Genomic DNA, 20207 nt, shown 5'->3' with positions numbered 1-20207 from the left:
AAGCATGGCCAAAGTCTCTCTTGAGAGTAGATCCATTTCTTCGCGGCATTGTGCAATCTGTTTCAAGGAGCTGGGAATGTTCAAAGTAACTTGTGGTCTGTCTCTGGTCGCGGCGGTAATTAGTCTGGTATCGCCAACCCCTACCGTCGCCCAATCGCGTGCGCATGATGGAGCATTATTCGTCATGACAAATAATGCCGATAAAAACGAGATCATCTCTTACGAACGTGCTACGAACGGACTCCTGAGCGGAGGAGAGCACTACGCTACAGAAGGCCGGGGAAGCGGCGGCACCACCGATCCGCTAGAGGCACAGGGATCTCTGACTCTCAGCCAGGACCATTCAATACTTTTTGCAGCCAATGCTGGCAGCGGAAATATATCGGTCTTCAGTGTCCAGCATTCTGCTCTGATTCTTCTGAACAAGGTTCCTTCAGGCGGAAGCCAACCGGTAGCTGTAGCGGAGCACCAGAACCTCGTCTACGTCCTCAATTCGGGTGGAGCAGGAAGTGTAGTGGGCTTTACGCTGGACTTCGGCGGGCAGTTGAAACAGATTAAAGATTCGACCATGTTCTTGACTGCTACCGTTACCGGCGGGGCCTCGCTGGCCTTCAGCCCCGACGGAAAGTTTCTTGTTGTCACAGAGAGACTGGCTAACAATATCGATATCTTCCACGTTCTACCCAACGGCACCTTAAGCCCGATCATCGTCAATCCCAGCCCTGCTCCCGGAGCTTTTTCAGTCAACTTTGCTCCTGAAGGAAATGCGATTGTGTCGGAAACCGGTGCAGCTGGAGCGACCAATGGTTCGGCGATCTCTTCTTACAAGATCACCACAAACGGCAAACTATCTCCCATCAGCCAGAGCGTCCCGACCTTTGGATCTGCGAACTGCTGGAATGTAGTTACACCGGACGGCAAATTTGTTTACGTCTCAAACGCGGGTAGCGCAACCATCTCCGGATTTGCCATCGGCAGCAACGGAGCTCTGACGCCTATTGGTGGAACAGTGGTCGGAAACAATCCTGAAGGCGCTACCAATCTGGACATCGCAGTGAGCGCTGATGGCAAGTACCTTTACACGCTGAACTCCGCCACAGGCAATGTTGGCGTCTTCGGTATCCGTCAGGATGGCGCTCTCATAAACCTCGGCACAGCGGGAGACTTCGCAAAATCCGCAGGCTTCAACGGCATAGCAGCACTGTAAACATCCTATCTGTGGCTGCGAATATCCAATTCGCAGCCACAGATGTTAGGTAGTGTCTGACAAATTGGAGATAGTGGTTTTGCTTTTTTCTTTGCTTCTGAGATAGGTCCGGGCTTTAGCCCGGACATTCTCGACGACCGATCCAAAGGGGCTTAGCCCCTGGGATATGCCCTCCTCTCCACGAGCAGAAATGCCAAGGGGAGGAAGTCATGTCTCAGGGGCTGAAGCCCCTTTCATGTCTATCCTGTAATGCCCGGGCTAAAGCCCGGACCCATCTCAGAGATAACAACAAAAGCGTAGTCGTCGATCCGTCAGACACTACCTACCCACTTCGCCAAGCCAATACCTGGCCGGCGATCGATCGAAGTAAGCTGGCTGTTGATGGTATCTTTATAAATAATACGAATCGTTTCGTAAATAAATGAATCTACAGAAACGTGGAAGCTATGCTCGCAGAGATCGGTGAAGGAGTACACTCCGGCTCAGGCCGGGGACGGCCTCGCAGCGAAGCGTCGCAAGCAGCCGTTCTCGCCGCCACGACAGAGCTGTTGAAGGAGACCTCTCTGCGTGACCTGAGCATTGAGGCCATCGCCAGGAAGGCCGGAGTCGGCAAACTTACGATCTACCGCTGGTGGCCCTCGAAGGCCTACGTGGCTCTCGACGCGGTGATGTACTCCATGCGGAAGAACGTTGTGCCGCCGGACACCGGCTCGGCGGAAAGAGACTTCGCTCTACATCTTCGTTCCGTCATCCGGTTCTATACCGGTCCGGTCGGACGTACCTTTCGGCAGCTCCTGGCCGAAGGACAGAACGATCCTGAGTTCGGAGAGGTATTCCTCCAACGTTTCCTTATGCCACGCCGTGAGGTCATAGAGAGCATCTGGAAGCGTGGCGTCGATCGTGGAGACATCAAGTCTGACCTGGCGATGGATACAGTCCTCGACCTGATCAGTGGGCCGATGATCTTTCGGCTTCTGACGGGCCATGCCCCTCTCAGCGATGCGCAAGCGGATGCCTTGATAGCGGGAGCTTTTCGCGGAGTCGGCAAAGAGCCGGCCCGCCCAACAGTGAAAGGAAAAAGATAATGGCAGACAAAACGATTCTGATTACAGGCGTCAGTTCCGGGCTTGGGCTCGCACTGGCACAAGAGGCCCTGGCACAGGGTTGGACCGTGGTCGGCACAGTGCGCAATGAGGAAGCCGCCAGGAACTTCACGGCCACGGCACCGGGCAAAGCGTTCGCCCGCGTGCTCGACGTGACGGAGTACGCTCGCATCCCGGAGGTTGTTGCCGAAGTAGAGAAGACCATCGGCGGCATCGAGGTCCTGGTCAACAATGCGGGGTACGGCATGGAGGGCCCCATCGAAGAGTCCTCGATGGAGGAGATCCGGCGGCAGTTCGAGGTCAACGTTTTTGGAGCCCTGGCCGTCACGCAGGCAGTACTGCCTTTCATGCGCCAGCGCCGCTCAGGACGCATCCTCAACATCACATCGATGGGTGGCCTGATCACGTTTCCCGGTGTCGGCATCTATCATGGAAGCAAGTTCGCCTTGGAAGGCCTCTCCGAGACTCTGGGCAAGGAGGTCCGCGGCTTCGGCATCTTCGTAACCGCTGTTGCTCCAGGTGGATTCCGCACCGACTGGGCAGGCCGATCGCTGAGCCGCGCTCCACGCACCATCCCCGACTACGACGAGATGTTCGAGCCGCAGCGTGAAGCAAGGCAGCAGCGCAATGGTAAGCAGAGCGGCGATCCAGTGAAGGCAGCCAAAGCCATGCTGACGATCCTCGCGGACCCGAATCCGCCCGCGCATCTTTTGCTTGGACCGGATGCAGTGAAGCTCGTCGAAGAGAAGCTCGACTCGCTCAAGGCTGAGATCGAGGCATACCGCTCGCTCTCGATCTCCACCGACTTCGACGCGATTTAACATCGGCTCGTCTTCGAAGCATGGAGCGGAAGATCATTCTGTCCGCTCCATGCTTCACTTTTGGACACGGCCTGGGAAACAGGTGCCTACTGACACATTCATCGTTGTTCTGTCATGCTCTTTCTCAGGGGGAAGCATGAAAGCCATTGGATACAAGACACCACTGCCTATCGAAGACCCACAATCCTTACTCGATATCGAGCTTCCTGAGCCACACGCGAAAGGGCGCGATCTCCTGATCGAGGTCAAGGCCATCTCCGTCAATCCGGTGGATGTAAAAGTACGCGCCAGCGGAAAACCCGAGGGCAGTGAATATAAGATCCTCGGCTGGGATGCAGCGGGAATAGTGAAAGAGGCTGGCCCTGAGACCTCGCTATTCAAGCCCGGCGATGAGGTCTACTATGCGGGCTCCATTGCTCGTCCCGGCACGAACGCGGAACTGCACCTGGTAGATGAGCGCATCGTAGGAAAGAAGCCGCGAACCCTGAACTTCGCCCACGCCGCAGCGCTGCCATTGACTACGATCACCGCATGGGAGCTGCTGTTCGATCGCCTGGAAGTTACTCCTGATCACCCGGCCAACTTACTGATCGTTGGAGGAGCGGGTGGAGTGGGATCTATTTTGATCCAACTCGCACGCAAGCTCACCGGCTTGACGGTGATCGCGACGGCCTCGAGGCCGGAGACACAACAGTGGTGCCTTGATCTCGGCGCGCATCATGTCATCGACCACTCCAAATCCCTGGCGGAGCAATTGCGTGCTCTTGGCGCTCCAGAGGTCGAGTACATTGCCAGCCTGACAGCCACCGAGATGCACTATCCCGCATTGGTGGAAGTGCTCGCTCCACAGGGAAAGATCGGCATCATTGACGACCCCAAAGCCCTCGACGCAAAGCCACTCAAGCGCAAAGCCGCTTCCCTGCACTGGGAGTTCATGTTCGCGCGTTCGCTCTTCGGCACGCCCGACATGATCGCGCAGCATCAGCTGCTGGATAAGGTTGCAGACCTTGTCGATAGCGGGATCATTCGCACCACCATTGCCGACACACTCGGCACTATCAATGCCGCCAATCTGAAAAAGGCGCACACACTGCTTGAAAGCGGCCGGGCACGCGGCAAACTCGTGCTGGAAGGCTTTTGATTCGGTTGGTGCAATTGAAGCAAGCGATTTAAATGATCTAACTCCAGGAGAAACCTCATGGAAGAAAAGCAAAGCTTCCAACGCTTCAAGCTAAATGAAATCGCGCAAGCCTTTCCCGATACGGCCGACACCTTACTGCTCGACACCTATCTGACCGACGAAGAGGCTGCAAGTGCTCGCGTCTTTCGTGTCTATCGAGAGACCCCGCCCCACTATCACGCAGGCTCGGATGAGTATCTCTATGTTCTATCGGGCAGAGGAAGCTTCTGGATGGGCGACGCCTCGAACGGAGCAGAGTTTGCCCCGGGCGATCTTCTTTTCTTCAAACGCGGCGTCGTTCACGCTCTGCCCCGCATTCTGGAAGGACCTGTCGTCTTCTTTTCGGTTGATACTCCCAGGCGCAATCCTACGGACATCATCTTCGTAAATCCTGAAGACGGCACGCCGGAGAGTTTTATTCGTGGGAAGAGCTAAGGATCTGGCCAGCAAATAATCTTCTTTAAAGTCAGCAATCCTAGGGCGTGTCATCAAATTGCACTTGAAGTGTGGTCGAAGTGTGCAGTCAGTTTGTTGAGGCACAGATCCGAAGGGCACGGTTTCAACCGTGCCGCAAAAGCAGCGTTTACAGACCCTTTCCACTCTGCCGAAGGCCGGAGTGAAGCCCGCAGGGCGCAACGACTGAATTGCCTTCCTTCGTACGGCCCAGGCTGCACAAGCACCATCCGAGGACACATTCGAGGATGTGGCCAGCCATTTCGCCGCAATCGAAGAAAGCAATTCAGTCGCTCCGGCTATGTCTCCGCTTCAGCCTTCGGCAGAAAGGAAGAGCGTTGAATGCTGCCTTTTGCGGCCCGGTTGAAACCGGGCCCTTCCGATTCGTGTCTCAACAAACTGTTCGCATAGCTCAACTTCATTTCAACAATAGTTTGATGACACGTCCTAAAGCGAAAAGTCTGCCAGTTGGATGCCGGGTGTAGTGATCTGAAAGGCGATGCTCCACTCCTGGCTCTCCCCTGCGGCAAGCACGGGGGCTAGATTTGCCCGTTGTGCTCCCAGCAATGTATTCAGAGGCGCAAAGGTAGGCTCAAGGGCCACGGCGTACTGGAGAGGCTCCACGCCAGGATCGGGCCATCCGCCATAACAGAGCCATAGACCAAGATAGGGCAGCTGCTCCGCGTCAAAGGATAGGATGAGCCCCTGCCCTGCGGCAGCACGATACAGACCGCAACGGCCTCGCTGCAGCCGATCGGTGTAGAGCATCTCTGCGATTGCAGCATTACGAGCACCGACAACACAAAGATCGATTCCCTCTACAGATTGGGGCCATGAGATTGCCGTGCCCGGTGCGCCGAGACGATCGCCAAGAGAGTAATACAGTTCGAGTTCCCGAATCTCCTCCGGCAGCACCACGCGATCTCCCTCGGAGACGGCAAACAGCGGATGACACGCGTAGAGAAAGGAGGTTGGTAGCGAAGAGAGATTTTCGACGCGGTACCGTACTATAAGCGTGCTGCCCTCCAGAGAGAGTTCTTTCGAGAACCGCAGGGGACGGCTGAATCCTGTTGCCTGGAGCCGCAGATGTTCTTGATCTGGGGCTCCGTCTATATCCCAGCCAAGTTGCCAGAAGTCGCCGTGGTCCGGAGCAGCCCCGCCTTCTGTCTCTTCTCCGCAAGCTCCAATCGTAGGCAGGCACTCTTCTATACCTGCGCATGGCCCGTCTCGAAAGGCTGCCTTCAGGCTGGGCGTAACAGGTGTGCGATCGACACGAGCCTGCGTAAGGAACTCAAGCCCGGAGCGCCGGCTTACCAGCGAGGCGATACGCCCGCCCTCGGCCGGCAGGACGGTAACGGCAAGCTCAGCATTCTGCAGCAGGAAGGTCTCCGGTTGGCTCATCACTTTCTCTCTCTAGCCTTCTTCAGGCTACCTGACTGTCGTTTCTATCGTCTCTGAAGCAGCAAGAACGACGGCTTAGACCGATTACGAATACAGACTTTACCCCACAGCTGGCACCGTAATTTTAGCGAAATCCCCCACATCGGTCTTTTCGATGGATCAAGTTTTTCATACATAAAACACCAATAGGTAACGTACACGTAATGCAATAAATCATTTGACAATATCAGCCTGAAACGCCTACTGTGATTCCGGTAACGTACACAATAATAGCTCCTTCTTCCGATTCACCAAGTTCGTCCATTCAACTTTGTTTGAGGTATACCACCGTGAAGATTTGCAGCTCTTTGCTCGTCGCCAGCGTGGCTTTCGTCCTTCCCTCCCACTCGTACAGCCAGACATCGCCTGTGACTCTCTCTTCTCCAGATCAACAACTGGTGATGCACTTCAAAACGTCGCCGGAGAAGAACAGCACCAATGGCAGCGGGAAGCTGGTGTACTCCCTGGAGTTCCACGGCAAACCCGTGCTCGCCGATTCCGCGCTGGCCCTGGAGTTGGGGGACGAACCGGCACTGGGCTCCGACGTGCGCATCACGGGAGCTGACTCGGCAAAGGGAGTGGATGACTACACCCTGCAGAACCAGAAGACCAGCAAGGTGCACGATGCCTACAACAGCCTTACGCTGCATGTTGCCGAAGAAGGCGCCAGACATCGCACGATGGACATCGAGGCACACGCCTACAACGGCGGCATCGGGTTCCGCTATGTGCTGCCTGAGCAGGGCTCGGAGAAAGAGTTCCACCTGAAGCAGGAAGACACGGAGTTCAAGCTCACCACGGATGCGACGGACTGGCTGCTGGCTCTGCCGAACTATCGCAGCAGCTATGAGAGCGAGTATGTGAAGCTGGTGACCTCCGCGCTGAGCAACCAGGGTGGCGTTTCGAGCAACTTCCTGATCGGCCTGCCGCTGCTCATGCACGAACCCGGTACAGCCTGGCTGGCTCTCATGGAAGCCGACATTGAAGGCAACAGCTCGATGTACGTCACCAACCCCTCCGGAAACTGGGCTGGACATTGGTTCGTCTCCAAACTCGCTCCCCGCGCCGATCAACCGGAGTATGCAGTGGTGGGCACTCTTCCCCATCACTCTGCCTGGCGTGTGCTGCTGGTAGCCGACGATCCAGGCAGGCTGGTGGAATCGACTATTCAGTACGACCTCAATCCTGCCAGCCGCGTGCAGGACACCAGTTGGATCAAAGGCGGCAAGGCCTCCTGGAACTGGTGGGTGAACGATGTCGATCAAAACAACAAGCCTTCCTTTACAACTGAGAATATGAAGCATTACGTCGACTTTGCCGCGCAGTCTGGCTTTCCTTACATGATGCTGGATGCGGGCTGGTCAGGGCGTGACCTCTCCCATCTAAACGGAAAGGTCGATGTGCCGGAGCTAGTGCGCTACGCGGCAACGAAGAATGTGAAGGTCTGGATCTGGTGCTACTCCGAAGCGGTAAAGAACCAGATGAAAGAGGCCTTTCCCGTCTTTGAAAAATGGGGCGTAGCGGGGATCAAGATCGACTTCATCAACCGCGACGATCAGGAGGGCGTGCAGTTCTACTACGACACAGCACGAGAGGCCGCGGAGCACCATCTGATGGTGGACTTCCATGGCACGCGCACTCCGTGGGGCCTGGAGCGCACCTATCCCAACGTGATGAGCTACGAAGGCGTGCTGGGCCTCGAAAACAATAAGATGGGTCGTCGCGACAGCCCGGTGGACAGGTCCGTATTCCCCTTCACCCGCCTGCTCGTAGGCCCCATGGACTACACCCCCGGCGGCTTCAACAATGCAACGGAAGACGGCTTCCTCCCCCAGGACACCAGCCCCATGGTGATGGGCACGAGAGCGCAGCAGCTTGCGCTGTATGTCATCTTCCAGACCCCGATCCAGATGGTCTCCGACAGCCCGCAGATGTATGCAGGCCAGCCCGCCTTCCAGTTCATCAAAGACGTTCCTGCCTCATGGGACAGCACCCACGTGCTGAACGGAACGCCGGGCGAGTTCGTCACGATCGCACGCCAGCACGGAGATGAGTGGTACCTGGGCAGCATGACGAACTGGACCTCGCGCACGCTGCAGGTCCCTCTCAGCTTTCTTCCGGAGGGGGAATTTACGGCAGAGCTGTATGAAGACGGTGCGGACGCCAATACAAATCCGAAGCACGTCGTGATTCGCAAACAGACCGTGCGCAGAGGCCAGACGCTCACCCTCAAGCTTGCCGAGGGAGGCGGATGCGCGATTCGTTTCCTGCCGCTCAGGAAATTGCGGTAATTCGTATGGAGTCCCTAACTCTTGCGCGACCTGAACTCTGTTTCAAGCTCTTCGTCCGTGTCGATGATAAGACCGGAGAAGAGCGACAGGTTGCTGCGAAAGATGACATGAGGAGCAAGCCGGATCACGGGATTCGGCTTGTTCTCTTCCTTCAGGTAAGCCAACAGGCTCTCGAAGGCGACCTTGCCCTGCGTGTAGGGCCGCTGGTACATCGTCGCGAGCACCTTCCCAAACTCAATCAGCGGCACCAGCTCCTGGAAGAGGTCCGTCGTAACGATCTGAACCTTGCCCAGAAGTCCGAGTTCATCGAGGGCGCGCAATACCGGCATGCTGTTCGCGGTGCTCAGGTAAAGGCCCTCCGGCCGGTCTTTGCTTTGCATGAGCGTGAGCGCCTGACGATAGGCCTCCTTAGGCCGTTCGTGGCTCTCGAGAGCGGGCAGCAGAGTCAGATGAGGAGCCTGCACCGCCAGCGTCGCCGCAAAACCCCGAAGCTTTTCGGCATGATCCAGCGTGAACAGCTCGCCGCTGAAGACAGCCACGTTCGCCTTGTGTGTAAGTTTATGCGCCAGCAGCTCCGCCGCAATCGCGCCGCTGACATAGGCGTGGGCCGCCACGGAGCCGACCCGATCCGTATTCGGAGCATCGCTCCCCACGCACATCATCGCCGTTCCGCTGCGAGAGAGCTTTCGGATCAACGGATCGAACTTGCGGGTATCGCCCGGCAGAAAAATAATCCCGTCATAGTGCTGCCGCAGAGCCTTCTCGATCGCTTCGACATCTCCGACGCCAAGCCGGGGATACTCGTGGAACGTAAGGCTCACCTGCATTCCAACAGCAGCGGCGGCGGCAGCACGAATGCCGGCACGCAGAGGATCGAAGAAGTGCGAGATATGCTTCGGCAGAACCGCGCCGATCGACAGCCGGCGATTCAGCTTAAGCGCCTGCGCCGCGAGGTTCGGCTTGTAGCCGAGCTGCTCGGCCATCTGCAGCACGCGCGCCTTCGTCTTGGCGCTTACACCAGGCCGTTCGTGCAATGCCCGGTCGACCGTGCCAATCGAGATCTTCAGTGCCTTTGCAATATCCTTGATTCCGGCGTTTCCGTTTTGCATGGCCTGCCTTGCGTGGTTTCAACACGAAGATTACCGCACCATTCTCTCATCTCTGCGGCACAGGTGAATCTTGTTCATCGAGGATGGAAAAAGTCATCTTCATCCCTTTGAGCCTCTGAAACCTTCCACCTCTATTTTTGACAGCTTCTTAAGGAGACCAATGAAAGACCGATCGAAGACGAAATGGGGCCTGATCGCCTGTGCATTTCTTGTTTCAACTAGCCTTTGCGCCTCAACCGTAGTGGCCCAGACGGCGCCAGCCACCACCCAATACGACGCCTCGTCACGGGTCTTTCGTATCGATGCCGCGGACAGCACGTACGTCCTCGGCATCAACGAAAACGGTCAACTGCAGACACTCTACTGGGGAAAGCGGCTCACCGCGAACGATCCCTTTCCAGCCGCGAAAGCTACGTCCGGTGGGGGCTTCGATCTCTCGACCTCCAACACGCCCCAGGAGTTTGTTAGCTGGGGCGGAGGTCTCACCGTTGAGCCCGATCTGAAGATCACCTTTCCGGACGGCAATCGCGACGTGGTGCTGAAGTATGTCTCGCACCGCATCGACGGCAATATGCTCTCGGTTGTCATGAAGGACATCTCACGCGAAGTCTATGTCACGCTCGAGTATCAGCCTGACGCGGAGACCGGCATCCTGCGGCGCTCAGCCACCATCGAGAATCGTACCGATGCGCCGTTCACGATCGAGCAGGTTGCCGCAGGCACGTGGAACCTGCCGCACGGCACCGACTACCGGCTGCGCTATCTCACCGGCGGCTGGGCCGCCGAGTGGAATCTCCAGGAGCGACCCATTCAGCCCGGCAAGACCATTCTTGAAAGCCGCCGCGGCACCACGGGGGCCCAGAACAATCCGTGGTTTGCTATCGACCACAATGTCAGCGCGGACCAGGACGAGGGCAGCGTGTGGTTTGGCGCGCTCGGCTGGAGCGGCTCGTGGCAGATTGCGATCGAACAGGATATGAAGCAGCAGGTGCGCGTAACCGGCGGCCCCAATGCCTTCGACTTCGGATACCTGCTGAAGAAGGGCGAGAAGTTCACCACACCCTACTTCTATGGCGGTTACTCGGCTCATGGAATCGGTGGCGCCTCTCGCTTGCTGCACCGCTTTGAGATCGATTCCCTGCTGCCGCATCATCCCACGCCGAAGCTGCGTCCTGTGCTCTACAACTCATGGGAGGCCACCGGCTTCGACGTTGACGAGCCAGGACAGATCGCGCTTGCAGAAAAGGCTGCGAGCCTTGGTGTAGAGCGCTTCGTGATGGACGACGGCTGGTTCGGCGGACGCAAGAACGATCACGCGGGACTGGGCGACTGGTATGTGAACCCGCAGAAGTTTCCGCACGGCCTCAAGCCGCTGATCGACAAAGTGCACTCACTCAACATGGACTTCGGCCTATGGGTCGAACCCGAGATGGTCAACCCGGACAGCGACCTCTATCGCAAGCATCCGGACTGGGTGCTGAACTTCCCCGGCCGCCCACGCACCGAGGGACGCAACCAGCTCGTGTTGAATCTCGCCCGGCCTGACGTGCGGGCGTATGTCTACGGCTTTCTCGACAAGCTGCTCAAGGAAAATGACATCTCTTTTCTCAAGTGGGACTACAACCGCAACTGGTCCGAACCCGGCTGGCCCGCTGTTCCGCAGGACCAGGAGAAGAATGTCTATGTCGACTTCACTCGTAACTTCTACTCGATCCTTGCGGAGTTGCGGCAGAATCATCCGAACGTAGAGATCGAGTCCTGCTCCGGCGGAGGCAGCCGCGTCGACCTGGGTGTGATGCAGTACACCGACGAGGTCTGGCCCTCCGACAACACCGATGCCTACGACCGTCTGCAGATCCAGAATGGCTTCAGCTATCCGTATACGCCGGGAGTCATGATGGCCTGGGTGACGGAGTCTCCCACCTGGGTGAACAACCGCACGCTCTCGCTGGAGTATCGGTTCCTCTCCTCGATGCAGGGCTCACTCGGCATCGGAGCCAACCTCAACAAGTGGACTCCCGAAGAGCTCACGAAGGCCACGCAGATGGTGACGCAGTACAAATCCATTCGCGAAACAGTGCAGCGCGGAGAGCTCTATCGCCTGATCACGCCCGAGAACAACAGCGAGCAATCCGTCACGGAGACCGTCTCACGCGATGGAAAGCAGGCGGTCACCTTTGCGTTTCTTCACTCCAGCACCGAGTACTCATCCTTCCCGCGCATTTTCCTGCGTGGACTCGATGAGAACGCGATGTACAGCGCTCATGCGTTCGCAGGCAAGCTGGCTGGCGATACTCCTGCCCAAGCCAGCGGCGCGTACTGGATGCACCACGGCCTCGATCTCGATCTGCGTGGCGACTTTCAGGCAGCGGCGTTTACGCTGACGCGGAGCAATTAGAGAGAATTCCATCACACTCAGCCTCGAAAGAACGTTACAGGCACAGCCCAGAGTGGCTGTGCCTGTATTTTGCTTTTGCCTTTCTGGTTGTCATTCCGAGCGCAGCGAGGAACCTGCTGTCTCCCGCTCTTCGTTCGCATTACCCGGAAACATATGGGATAGAGCTGAGGTCTGACTTGAGCTGATCTATAACATTTGCGGTAGCACAAGCGAAAAACGGGAGACAGCAGGTTCCTCGCTACGCTCGGAATGACAACTAGAAAGGCAAAGCAAAGACAACCTGCCCTACCCTAACCACCCGTAACACTCGCCTCAATCTGCTCCAACGTCCGCCCCTTCGTCTCAGGAACAAACATCGCCACCAACCCGCATCCAAGCAGGCAGATCAAGCCGTAGCAAAAGAAAATACCGCTGGTGCCAAGACTCCGATTCAAGATTGGAAAGGTATACGTCAGCGCAAAAGATGCCGCCCAGAGCGCACTTACAGCCGCGGAGACTCCATGCGAGCGCACCCGATTCGGAAAGATCTCAGAGATCAACACCCACGTCACCGGCGCAAGCGTCAACGCATAGCAGGCAATCGCACTGAGCGTCAGCACCAGCACAGCGCTTCCCCGCCATCCAGCCCGATAAGCGAAGGCACAGAGCAGGTGCGAGACTCCAATGCCGACGCAACCAAAGAGCATCATCCAGCGCCGGCCGAGACGATCCACCAGCAGCATGGCAAGCACCGTGAACACCAGGTTGATCGCGCCGGTAATCACGATGTTGAGAAGAATATCGTTCGCCCCATACCCGGCACTGCGATAGACCTCCGCCGCATAGTTGAAGAGCGTATTGATCCCCGTCCACTGCTGCAGCACGGCCAACCCAATACCGACAAGCACGATACGCCGAACAGAAGGCCGCAATAGCTCTCGCCACGACGAAGGCTCCGTATCGGCTTCGGCGCGGATCGCCCGTTCGATGCTCTCAATTTCTGCGCTCGCGTAGAGCTGCCCGCCAATACGCTGAAGGACTTCGCGAGCATCCGCCTCACGCTCGCGCGTCAACAGCCAGCGAGGGCTCTCAGGGATGAAGAGAGAGGCAATCGTGAAGACGATGGCAGGAGCGACAACCGCCATAAACATCCATCGCCAGCCATACTGGACATTCCACGAATGCAGGAGAACGTCCGCGGAAAGATTGGCCGGCACAGGCCTCGCGATCAGCCAGTTGACGACCTGTGCCAGCAGAATTCCGATGACAATCGCGAACTGGTTCAGGCTGACCAGGCGACCGCGAATAGCAGCCGGGCTGATCTCCGCAATGTACAGCGGCGAAACATTGGAGCTAAGCCCAATAGCCGTGCCCCCAAGAATGCGCCACACGATAAAGCTGTTGAACGAGTAGGCCCACCCCGTAAGCGCAGAGGAGACGGCAAACAGCACCGCCGAAACCAGCAGCACGCGGCGTCGCCCATACCGGTCGGCAAAGAAACCCGCCGCCAGTGAGCCGATCAGACAGCCTACCAACGCACAGCTATTTGCCCAGCCCACCAGCGCCGGTGAAGTCAGGTGAAAGTACTGTTCGTAGAACTGCCGCGCGCCGCCAATGACTACCCAGTCGTAACCGAAGAGCAATCCGCCCAGGGCAGCGACGATCGCGATGCCCCAGACGTAGGTCGTGCGTTCAGCGGGCGTGGAGGCAGACTGCGCCCCTGTGATCATCGGTCCCTGCATTGCTTCACCTTGTGAATGTCTTTACCAGATCGATAGCGCCTGTGTGGCTGCGGTCCAGCTCCTGAACCTGCTGGAGCAAACTCAATGCCTTCTGTTCTTCGCCCAGCCCCAGCATAGCCTGCGCCTTCAGGAAACGTGCCGTAATCGTCTGCCGCTCCTTCAGGTCTTCGTCGAACAGCAGCATGGCAGGTAAGGAAGTCGCGAAGTAGTCGATCTTCGGCGTCTGCCCTTCCAGCGAGCGGGCATAGTCGAAGATCCGATGAAAGAGCGCCGTTGCGTCCTGCTCGCGATGGAGCTTCCGAAGAGCCATGGCACTCCAGTAAGTCGTCTCCGAGATGGACTGCACTTGCATCTGCTGGAAGTCGCCCTTCTGATTGGCCGCACGCTCCCAGTGCGCGACAGCTTTCTCCTGGTCGCCACCTTCGGCATAAGCCACGCCGAGCCAGTAGTCGATCATGCTCAGATTCATGAGCAAGTGCTTGGCTTCGCTCAGGCTATGCGGCGGATTCCACGCAGCCTGCAACGATTGCAGGGCACCCTGTGCATCGCCTGCGTGCAGCGCGCGCTGAGCAAGCAGGATGTAGGCGCGAACGTACTGTGAGAGCACGAGTCCCTCACCGCCCTCCCAGGGCTGGAACTGCCGCGAGAGCAGAATCGCCAGCGCCTTCTCAGGCTGCACCGTACTGTTGTACAGCGAAGCCAGTTCAACCGACAGATCGTCGCGCTTCTCTACAAGCTCTCTCTGCGCTTCAAGGAGTGACAGTCGCTGTTCGAGCGATTCTCCCGTGCGCTTGAGTAACTGGTCCTCCTCATAGAGGATGCGTGCGTCCTGCGGTGCGCGAGCGCGGGCACTCTCAAAGGCCTTCAGCGCACGCGTGCGGTCATGCAACACGTTGTAATAGCCAAAGCCAAGATTGCGCCATGCTGTGGGGAACGATGGATCCAGCTCCGTCGCGCGTTCCCAGAGTGCAATCGCCTCCAGGTAGCGGCGACGATCGTAGAGCAGGTTGCCGAGATAGTACGGCGCCCGTGCATCCTCCGGATTAGCAAGGATGGCGTTCTGCAACAGGAGCATCTCTTCCAGCCGGCTCGGGAAGACATAGTCCGAATCAGCCGCCGCAGCCTTCCGGTAGATCTCCAGGCTCTCCTGCTTGCGCCCCAGGCGCTGCAGCACCTCAGCCTGCGCATAGAGCAGCAAGGCTTCCGTGCCATCCTTCACGCTCGAAGGCGAAGCCGACAACACCGCAAGGGCCTCCTCCAAGAGACTTGCCCGCATTAAATCGAACACCAGGTCGAGCCGCTGTTGCCCCTCCGCAGGCACTTCATTCTTCGCCAGAAGACGGCTGAATATATCCAGCGGATCAAGCGCTCGTGTCTCTTCCAGAAGCGCAACCGCCTCTTCTTTGCGGCCAAGTCTACTCAACACGACAGCCTTCAGGTTGCGCGCGTTGAGGTTGTCAGCCTCCGCACGCAGTGAGCGGTTGAGATGCTCCAGTGCCGTCTTCCACTCATGGCGGCTGCAGTCGATCTCAGCGAGGCGATGATACCCAGGCCCACGCCAGGCTGCATTCCAGGTGCTCTTATAAAGGGCCTCGTAAGCCTCGACGGTGCGCTGCCGATAAAGCAGTGTTACGCCGAGGTTGTAGTGAGGCTCGCCATCGTACGGATTCGGATTGCGCCGCGTAAGCCGCGCAATCGACGCACGCAGATACTTTTCCGCCTCTTCAAACTCGCCCCGCCGCAGATGCCAGCGGCCAAGCGCGTGGTTGCAGCGGCTGTCACCGGCATCGCGGCGGATAGCCTCGATCCAATATGTCTCGGGCGACCGCGTCGGATGGCGGTACTGCTCGAGGTGAAGCCCGTTCAGAAAGAGCTCGTCGTTGCTGGCAACGTCCTCCGGCAGTGGAGGTTCGGTAGCAACATCGCACGACTCCACCGGAATGATCTCCGCGGGAACATACCGTAACAGGACATCGTCTCCCTGCTCCAGCAATACCTGCAAAGAGCCTGTACCCGTTCCTGTCGAGAATTCGTGGTGCCAGGGCTCCTCCGCCTGCAGGTCTCCCTGCCAGCGGCCGATCTCCTTACCCTCAAGGCGCACAACGATCGTGCTCTGCGGCCGCGCGTTCGTAACCTGAAAATGCACACGCACACTTGCGTCTATTCTCTCCACCCGCAATGCCGCATCGAGATTCGCGAGATCCGGCACGCCGATATCGCCGATGGGATACCAGAACTGGCTAAAGGTCTTCGTCTCGCCCGGAGCAAGGAAAGAAAAGTCCGGCTGATTATCGGTGTAAACGCCCGACATCAACTCAACGTACGGCCCGTCGGAGTCGGTAAGGCTTCGGTCCCACGCATAGCCAAAATCGTGATTGCCCCACGTCCACTGTTTCTTGCCAGGGGCAATGTGATGGTTCGAGATAGCCACCGTGCCCGCATGATGCTTATGGTCGTAGCCACCGAAGAAGTCCCCCCGAGAGCCGACGATCATGTAACTGGTAGGCACCGGAATATTCGCATACCAGCTCAGATCGTTCGGAGCATAAGACCCATCCGGAACAAAGTTGCTGGGCTCTTCTTCCTTCGGCACTCCATGGCGCGCGCGCTCTCCATAGTCAATGCCATAGTAAGAACCCTGGCTCAGCGGATACTCCGTAACGGCCCGCTTCGCATGGTCGGCGGCAAAACGGACGTCCTGCGGAAAGAACGACTGATACTTCTCATGAACGCGGGTGGCCACGTTCGCCCACCACAGGAAGGTCTGCGTGTCCTGCGTACGGTTGTAGAGCCGAACGCGCACCTCAAGAAACGCCTTGCCGGGACGAAGGCACACGCCGTGCATCCCCTTCATGTGCGCCATCGGATCGTGATCGGAGCACCAGACAGTCACCGAGCCATCGGCGTCGCGTTCGATCGACACCTCGACCGGCATAAAAGTCGCCGGCCGATGGTGCTGGGGCCAGTTGAACTCCACGCCTCCCGACACCCACGGCCCCGCCAGACCGACCAGCGCCGGCTTGATGACATTCTGCCGATAGAAAAAGTCGTAGCCATTTCTCTTATCGACTCCGATGTGGATGCGGCCACCGATCTCCGGCAATACCATCAGGCGAATAAATTCGTTCTCCAGATGGACCGCCTTCCACTCGTGCGGATGCGGTTTCGTCTCAATAAAATCGATGACGGGCAGCGGATACACACGGCCGCTGCTGCCCTGGTACACGCGTTTCTCCAGGAAAAGAGGATTTTTATCCGGAGGCGCAGGAGTATAGGTGAGCATCGTCACCGGCTCTTCCCACACTTTGACGGGGCCTTGTTCAGATACAGGCGCGATCGGCAGCTCCAGCTTTGCCGCAGCTACACCCTCGGCGCGCCCCTTGTTGTCGATGATCTCGTCCAGCACCATGTGTTCTCCAGGAATGGCTTCCGTACCCGCCTGAGCGGCGGGACAAGATTCCGGCTGCGACTATGCGTCGTACCGACTGTGTACGTTACCGTAAAGGACTTTTGAGCAGATTACAAGCTACTCTCAGGACTTTACCGAATTAAGATATTGACCCTCTGCGAAAATACTTCCAACAACTCGACTTCGCCTGCCACAGGGATGCAGCGCGTTTCATTCGCTACAGCCCGTAAACTAACACTAACGTCCGGAACGGACCACATGTCCCTCTGCTTGCGGTGCGAAGGCGTTTGCCAGCGAGATGATCTTCATCTCCGACTTGACCTGGTTGAGCCCCGCATCGCTCTTGATATGTAGCCGCACAGCCTGTCCTGGCAACAGATCGACGTAGTTGTCCGATAGCTGGGCATCCAGATGGTCGAACGAAACAAACACGCTTCGCGCCAGTACAGCCGATTTCAATTCAAGATCATAGCCGGTGCCATCCTTCGTCAGAACGGTATTGATGTCCGGTTGCGGCAACTTGATCTGCTTCGTGGGCGCAAAATAAACAAGGTTCGAAGAGGGTGTTTCACCCTCAGCAGAAAGTTCTACCGAAGCAAAGACCTTCGTCAGGTCCACACTCTTTCCGTCCTGCTCCTTCAGCTCTGCCAGCGGAACCTTGAGATAGACCGCTGAAGCCAACGGCGCCACATCCACCGCCTGCTTGATCTCTTTCACAACACTGCCATCGAAGTGCATGATCCGAAGATGGAGGTTGGCGGACTCGGATTTCGTCCTGTCAGAGACAACATAGATCGCCAGCGTGCCGTCTTCAACGTGCGGCGAAACCAGCACCGGCGCATAGAATCTGCGCGCGTAGTATTGCAGGGCCTTCCAGCGTCCGTAGTAGTCAATGCTTGCCCATGAGGCCACTGGCCAGCAGTCGTTAAGCTGCCAGAAGATCGAGCCCATCGTCTCAGGCCTCTTGCGCCGGAAGCTCTCCGCTCCCACCTTGATGCCTTCCGCCTGCAGTACCTGGCTGGCGTAGAGGAAGGACGGGAAGTCCTTCGGCTCGCCATAGTAGCGCGTCATGTAATCGTGGATGATCTTGTTGCCATCATTATTCTTTTGATGAATCAACATGACCGGTGTGAAGATACTGGTCCGATCCTCCGGCAGAGTAAAAGACTCTACCGACTTCAGTTCAGGAAAAGATTGGAAGCCATACTCTGAGACGAAGCGCCAGGGGCGTTTTTCATACTCGCTGAAGTCCGCATTCCCGTGCCACACCGTCCAGTCGTGATTGTCGCCACTCTGATAGGTATCGCTGAGCTCTTCGTAGTCGGCACTGGGCGAGCTGGGCCAATAGGGCGTCTGCGGATCTACACGCGCGACGGCCCGGGCAAGAATTCCGCTGAACTCCGTAAGGTAGTCCTCCCAGATACGCTCGTGGACCGGGGCTGGGAGTTGTCCGTTCCCATTCCAGTCCCGCAGTAACTCGGTCTCATTGTTACCCGACCAGAGAACGATGCTTGGATGATTGCGGAGGCGCGTCATCTGATACTCCGCCTCTTTCTCAATATCCTGCTTGAACGCGTAGGTGCCGGGCTGCCAGTTGTTGCCGAACATCAGATCGTGCCAGATCATCAGTCCCAGCTCATCACACTGATTGTAGAACTCCTCCGTCTCGTAATATCCGCCGCCCCACAGACGAACCATGTTCATGTTCGCGTCCTTCGCCGACTGCAGGATGCGCCGATAGTTCGCGCTGGTAACCCGGCTCGGGAAGCTATCGAATGGAATGACATCCGCGCCCTTGGCAAACACAGGAATGCCATTGACGACGAACTCAAAGGAGCGTCCCCACTTATCCAGATCTCGCCGCAGGACAACCGACCGCAGACCGGTCTTTGCCTCTTTGGCATCGAGCTCGCGCCCATTCTCCTTCACCGAAACATGAAAGTGATAGATAGGTTGAGCGCCATAGCCCGACGGATACCAAAGCTGCGGATGAGTAATCTCTATCGGGATCGAAATTCGATTGTTGCCGGGAGTGAGCGTTACAGCACGATCCGCATGCAGCTCCGTCTTGCCTGTGCCATAGCTAATGCTGACCAGCGCTTTGATCTGGCTGGAGGCCAGAATATCCGTATGTACATCCAGGTGTGCGGACCCCGCCGCTATATTTTCCTGCTCGACAAAGATGTCGTCTACGCGCGCATCGTCCCAAAGCTCAAGATAGGCTGGCCGAAATACACCACTGGTACCGAACCGCGGCCCCCAGTCCCAGCCAAACTCATAGACGGCCTTCCTGATATATCCCTTGGGGTCGGTGTGGGTGCGTGAGTGCCAGGGATCTTTTTCCGCTACAGCTTCCGCCGCTTTCATGGGCGCTGGAAAAACGATTTGCAGATCGTTCGAGCCGGCATGAAGGAGCGGCTTAACATCGATCCGCCATTCGCGAAACATATTGTCAGGGGAAGCAACACGTTGCCCGTTAAGAAAGATCGTGCATGCCGTATCGAGTCCTTCGAATACCAGCTCTATGTGTTCACGTGACAGAACTGACGGTGTTGCATGGATAGAAGTTTGATACTCCCAGCCTACCTTCTCAATCCATTGCAGCTTGGATTCATTGTCTCTATAGAACGGATCTGGAATCTTGCCGTTATGGAGGAGGTCCAGGTGAACATCACCCGGCACGGTTGCCGGAAGCCAGCCGCCATCCACCTGAGGTGGCTTGCTATCCCGGCTCGCCGCCAGACCGTCATCCGGCAACTGACGAACGGTCCACTGACTGTCGAGAGGAACTCGTACTCGAGGTCGTGCCTCTGTCGCAGCCCAGGAACTCGGGGCAACCAACGCACAGGCAAGAAGACAGAGAAGTACTCGACCGCGACTGACCATTAATATCCCTTCAGCATCAAGGTGGAAGATAGGCGCAATTGAGATCCATGAGCGGACTCAATAGGTACCAGCCATCATAATTCAGCGCTGGAGTTTCACCCCCCGATAGCGTGCTTGCAGCGAGGCAGGACGAAGGGCTGTGCTATACAGTTCCCTTCGTCCCTTAAAGTTATTCCCTCGCTACAATCG

General features: G+C 57.4%; 12 protein-coding genes. 7 read left to right on the top strand and 5 right to left on the bottom strand.

Annotated features, from left to right (window positions below):
* Positions 1-76 precede the first annotated feature (76 nt).
* From ACIX8_RS04265 to ACIX8_RS04245, 5 genes are all read left to right on the top strand, one after another.
* Entirely contained in the window at positions 77-1207 is a 1131-nt protein-coding gene (locus ACIX8_RS04265; protein ID WP_014264090.1) for a lactonase family protein, read from the top strand.
* 446 nt (positions 1208-1653) lie between these two features.
* Complete coding sequence (locus ACIX8_RS04260; RefSeq protein ID WP_014264088.1) at positions 1654-2292, top strand: TetR/AcrR family transcriptional regulator; 639 nt, start codon at positions 1654-1656, stop codon at positions 2290-2292.
* On the top strand, positions 2292-3131 hold the full coding sequence (locus ACIX8_RS04255; RefSeq protein ID WP_014264087.1) for an oxidoreductase: 840 nt from the start codon (positions 2292-2294) through the stop codon (positions 3129-3131). The genes ACIX8_RS04260 and ACIX8_RS04255 overlap by 1 nt, the downstream gene beginning before the upstream one ends.
* 136 nt (positions 3132-3267) lie before the next feature.
* On the top strand, positions 3268-4272 hold the full coding sequence (locus ACIX8_RS04250) for a zinc-binding alcohol dehydrogenase family protein (RefSeq protein WP_014264086.1): 1005 nt from the start codon (positions 3268-3270) through the stop codon (positions 4270-4272).
* Between the two features lie 57 nt (positions 4273-4329).
* The gene (locus ACIX8_RS04245; RefSeq protein ID WP_014264085.1) at positions 4330-4746 is read left to right on the top strand and encodes a cupin domain-containing protein; all 417 of its coding nucleotides are present in this window, start codon (positions 4330-4332) and stop codon (positions 4744-4746) included.
* 465 nt (positions 4747-5211) lie between these two features.
* On the opposite strand, the gene ACIX8_RS04240 is transcribed toward ACIX8_RS04245, so the two are convergent.
* Positions 5212-6165: an aldose epimerase family protein gene (locus ACIX8_RS04240; RefSeq protein ID WP_014264084.1), complete on the bottom strand. Its 954-nt coding sequence runs from the start codon at positions 6163-6165 to the stop codon at positions 5212-5214.
* A 329-nt stretch (positions 6166-6494) separates the two neighbouring features.
* Here ACIX8_RS04240 and ACIX8_RS04235 point away from each other — a divergent pair, with 329 nt between their 5' ends.
* Positions 6495-8495, top strand: a complete 2001-nt coding sequence (locus tag ACIX8_RS04235; protein ID WP_014264083.1) for a glycoside hydrolase family 97 protein — start codon at positions 6495-6497, stop codon at positions 8493-8495.
* A 14-nt stretch (positions 8496-8509) separates the two neighbouring features.
* Here the strand turns inward: ACIX8_RS04235 and ACIX8_RS04230 are convergent, their stop codons facing one another.
* Positions 8510-9604 carry a LacI family DNA-binding transcriptional regulator gene (locus ACIX8_RS04230; RefSeq protein WP_014264082.1) on the bottom strand — a complete coding sequence of 365 codons (1095 nt, stop codon included), beginning with the start codon at positions 9602-9604 and terminating at the stop codon, positions 8510-8512.
* Between the two features lie 160 nt (positions 9605-9764).
* On the opposite strand from ACIX8_RS04230, the gene ACIX8_RS04225 reads away from it, so the two are divergent.
* A complete protein-coding gene (locus tag ACIX8_RS04225; RefSeq protein ID WP_014264081.1) occupies positions 9765-12002 on the top strand; it encodes an alpha-galactosidase in 2238 nt (745 codons plus the stop codon).
* Between the two features lie 290 nt (positions 12003-12292).
* Here the strand turns inward: ACIX8_RS04225 and ACIX8_RS04220 are convergent, their stop codons facing one another.
* From ACIX8_RS04220 to ACIX8_RS04210, 3 genes are all read right to left on the bottom strand, one after another.
* Positions 12293-13723 (bottom strand): sugar porter family MFS transporter, encoded by a 1431-nt coding sequence (locus tag ACIX8_RS04220; protein ID WP_014264080.1) that lies wholly within the window; start codon positions 13721-13723, stop codon positions 12293-12295.
* 4 nt (positions 13724-13727) lie between these two features.
* Complete coding sequence (locus ACIX8_RS04215) at positions 13728-17132, bottom strand: DUF5107 domain-containing protein (RefSeq protein WP_014264079.1); 3405 nt, start codon at positions 17130-17132, stop codon at positions 13728-13730.
* 237 nt (positions 17133-17369) lie between these two features.
* Complete coding sequence (locus ACIX8_RS04210) at positions 17370-19889, bottom strand: beta-mannosidase (RefSeq protein WP_223295462.1); 2520 nt, start codon at positions 19887-19889, stop codon at positions 17370-17372.
* Positions 19890-20207 lie beyond the last annotated feature (318 nt).

Origin of the sequence: Granulicella mallensis MP5ACTX8 (assembly GCF_000178955.2) — a bacterium.
GTDB lineage: Bacteria > Acidobacteriota > Terriglobia > Terriglobales > Acidobacteriaceae > Granulicella > Granulicella mallensis.
This window is presented reverse-complemented; position numbering and strand designations above follow the sequence as displayed.

Bases quoted from the DNA above. Each gene is read 5' to 3' on its own strand.
- ACIX8_RS04220 (WP_014264080.1), bottom strand. From the start codon at position 13,723: ATGCAGGGACCGATGATCACAGGGGCGCAGTCTGCCTCCACGCCCGCT.
- ACIX8_RS04240 (WP_014264084.1), bottom strand. From the start codon at position 6,165: ATGAGCCAACCGGAGACCTTCCTGCTGCAGAATGCTGAGCTTGCCGTT.
- ACIX8_RS04255 (WP_014264087.1), top strand. From the start codon at position 2,292: ATGGCAGACAAAACGATTCTGATTACAGGCGTCAGTTCCGGGCTTGGG.
- ACIX8_RS04225 (WP_014264081.1), top strand. From the start codon at position 9,765: ATGAAAGACCGATCGAAGACGAAATGGGGCCTGATCGCCTGTGCATTT.
- ACIX8_RS04265 (WP_014264090.1), top strand. From the start codon at position 77: ATGTTCAAAGTAACTTGTGGTCTGTCTCTGGTCGCGGCGGTAATTAGT.
- ACIX8_RS04260 (WP_014264088.1), top strand. From the start codon at position 1,654: ATGCTCGCAGAGATCGGTGAAGGAGTACACTCCGGCTCAGGCCGGGGA.
- ACIX8_RS04250 (WP_014264086.1), top strand. From the start codon at position 3,268: ATGAAAGCCATTGGATACAAGACACCACTGCCTATCGAAGACCCACAA.
- ACIX8_RS04215 (WP_014264079.1), bottom strand. From the start codon at position 17,132: ATGGTGCTGGACGAGATCATCGACAACAAGGGGCGCGCCGAGGGTGTA.
- ACIX8_RS04245 (WP_014264085.1), top strand. From the start codon at position 4,330: ATGGAAGAAAAGCAAAGCTTCCAACGCTTCAAGCTAAATGAAATCGCG.
- ACIX8_RS04230 (WP_014264082.1), bottom strand. From the start codon at position 9,604: ATGCAAAACGGAAACGCCGGAATCAAGGATATTGCAAAGGCACTGAAG.